1 protein-coding gene is annotated in these 848 nt (G+C 42.3%); it reads left to right on the plus strand.

Annotated features, from left to right (window positions below):
• Nucleotides 1-120 precede the first annotated feature (120 nt).
• Complete coding sequence (locus tag O4H49_RS20505) at nt 121-579, plus strand: hypothetical protein (RefSeq protein WP_269425294.1); 459 nt, start codon at nt 121-123, stop codon at nt 577-579.
• Nucleotides 580-848 lie beyond the last annotated feature (269 nt).

Raw genomic sequence — 848 nt, forward strand, 5'->3', positions numbered from 1 at the left:
ATCTCTACGATCCTTCCGAATGCTGGAATTTCTTCAAGGCTGCTGGATATGTCTCAGATTAAAAGCAAAAGGCTTTAAATCAGCACAATCTTAAGAACGAATTTATACACTCCGGAAAACATGGAGTGTTTTGCCAGAGCCTATAGAGCTGAACAAGAACGTTTGTTTATTCAAAAAAACCAGGATTATGATCAGCTTTCCATCGAGCTCAAAGCCTTGGAAAGTAAAATTGACAATCTTGTAGAGATGATCGCCAATGGGAATATGTCCCTGGCAATTTCCAAGGCCCTCGCTGCATGTGAAGAAACCCAACTTGTATTACAAGAAAAAATCAGAAACATCCCTGTCACACCAAAGCCAATCACACTTTCACCAGATCTTCACGACATTTATATGAGCCGTTTAAATGATTTACAAAAAACACTTTCACACGAAGGCATTCGTTCCATTGCAGCAGAAGTAATTCAAAAACTGATTTCTCGTGTGGAAGTTACCCCCAGAGATTCTGGCGCCAAAGGAGCTGACCTGAAAGTCATCGGAAATATAGAGCAGGCAATCTACCTATCACAGGATCCGTGACCTCCTTTATTCAAGGATACTCGCTTAACCTTGAATAAGGAATTCCTTATTCAAGGTTAGCAGTCTCATAAGAATGATCGAACACCCCGTTTTCTCTATCTTTTAGAGACAATTTCCAAGAAACTGTTTCCCGCTTTTCCCAGGCACAAAAAAAACCTCTCAGATTTCTCTGAGAGGTTTTTTTTGATCTCGTTGGTTGCGGGGGCAGGATTTGAACCTGCGACCTTCAGGTTATGAGCCTGACGAGCTACCGGGCTGCTCCACCCCGC

Origin of the sequence: Kiloniella laminariae (assembly GCF_027214005.1) — a bacterium.
In the GTDB taxonomy this organism is placed as follows: Bacteria; Pseudomonadota; Alphaproteobacteria; order Kiloniellales; family Kiloniellaceae; genus Kiloniella; species Kiloniella laminariae_A.

Bases quoted from the DNA above. Each gene is read 5' to 3' on its own strand.
- O4H49_RS20505 (WP_269425294.1), top strand. From the start codon at position 121: ATGGAGTGTTTTGCCAGAGCCTATAGAGCTGAACAAGAACGTTTGTTT.